Raw genomic sequence first — 1,439 nt, forward strand, 5'->3', positions numbered from 1 at the left:
GCCGGAGGCGATCCGCCCAGCAGCGTCATCGGGCCACGTTCCAGCTTCGGCGCGGACAGGTGGGTGATAACGGTCAGCACACCCGGCGCCGCCAGGGCCTCGGCTACGTCGATGCTGCGGATGCGCCCGGCAGCGATGGTGCTGCCCACCAGGGCGGCGTGCACCATACCGGGGAAGGAGAAGTCGTTGGGGTACTGAGCCGATCCGGTCACCTTCAGCGGGGCGTCCACGCGGTCCAGGCCCGCCCCGACGATCTTGCCGGTTTCGAGAGTCGTCATGACAGCGCTCCTGCAACGGTATCCAGCGTGCGCACGAGAGTGCGCTTGGCCAACTCCACCTTGAATGCGGTGCCAGGCAGGGGCCTGGCACCTTCGAGTGCGGCCTCCGCCGCGCTGCGGAAGACGCCGGCATCCGCACGGGCCCCTCGCAGGACGTCCTCGGCGCCCCAGGCGCGCCAGGGGATGGTGCCCACCCCGCCCAGCGCCACCCGCGCCTCCTGGATGACGCCGTCCTCGATGACCAGAGCGACGCCGGCCGAGGTCAGGGCGAACTCGTAGGAGACACGGTCACGGACCTTGATGTAGTGAGACCGCGCTCCTTCGGGAAGCAGCGGGATCTCGATCGCGGTGATCAGCTCACCGTGCCGCAGCACGTTCTCCACGTGCGGCGTGTCGCCCGGCGGCAGGTAGAACTGCGTCAGGGGGATCGACCGTGGGCCGTCCGCGCCCTGGACGTGGACGATCGCGTCGAGCGCGGTCAGCGGTACCGCGACGTCCGAGGCGTGCAGGGCGATGCAGTGGTCGCTGGTGCCGAGGATGGCGTGCATCCGCTGGATTCCCTTGATGGCAGCGCATCCCGAGCCGGGATTGCGCTTGTTGCAGGCCGCGACGGTCGGGTCTCTGAAGTAGCGGCACCTGGCTCGCTGCAGCAGGTTGCCGCCGATAGTGGCCATGTTGCGCAACTGGGTCGAGGCGCCGAGCAGAAGAGCCTCTCGGATGAACGGCAGCCGCTCTCCGACCACGGCATCGGCGGCCAGTTCCTCCATCGTGGTCAGCGCGCCGACCCGGATCGCCGAGTCGGTGTGCGTGATGCCGCCGAGGGGGAGGCCGGTGATGTCGATGAGCCGTTCGGGGTTCAGAACCCCGTCCTTCATCAGGTCCAGCTGTGTGGTGCCGCCGGCGAGGAACGACGCGTTCGGATCAGCGCTGACCACGGCCACGGCCTGGTCTGCGTCGGAGGCCGAGGCGTATGCGAAGGGGTGCATCATGAACCTTCCGTAGTCACTTCGCGAATCGCCGCGCGAATGTTGGGGTAGGCGCCGCAACGGCAGAGGTTGCCGCTCATGAACTCGCAGATGTCCTCCTCCGAGTTCGCACGTCCCTCGGCGATGAGGCAGACCGCGGACATGATCTGCCCCGGCGTGCAGTAACCGCACTGGA

2 protein-coding genes and 1 pseudogene are annotated in these 1,439 nt (G+C 68.5%); all 3 read right to left on the bottom strand.

Annotated features, from left to right (window positions below; translation table 11 throughout):
* Positions 1–278 (bottom strand): annotated as a pseudogene (locus tag STSP_RS34825) (xanthine dehydrogenase family protein molybdopterin-binding subunit); the annotation flags it as partial.
* A complete protein-coding gene (locus tag STSP_RS34830; RefSeq protein ID WP_067285049.1) occupies positions 275–1,264 on the bottom strand; it encodes an FAD binding domain-containing protein in 990 nt (329 codons plus the stop codon). The pseudogene STSP_RS34825 and the gene STSP_RS34830, both read right to left, overlap by 4 nt.
* On the bottom strand, positions 1,264–1,439 hold a 176-nt coding region (locus tag STSP_RS37955), incomplete at its 5' end, for a 2Fe-2S iron-sulfur cluster-binding protein (RefSeq protein ID WP_232789916.1). The genes STSP_RS37955 and STSP_RS34830, both read right to left, overlap by 1 nt.

Source organism: Streptomyces jeddahensis, assembly GCF_001642995.1.
GTDB lineage: Bacteria > Actinomycetota > Actinomycetes > Streptomycetales > Streptomycetaceae > Streptomyces > Streptomyces jeddahensis.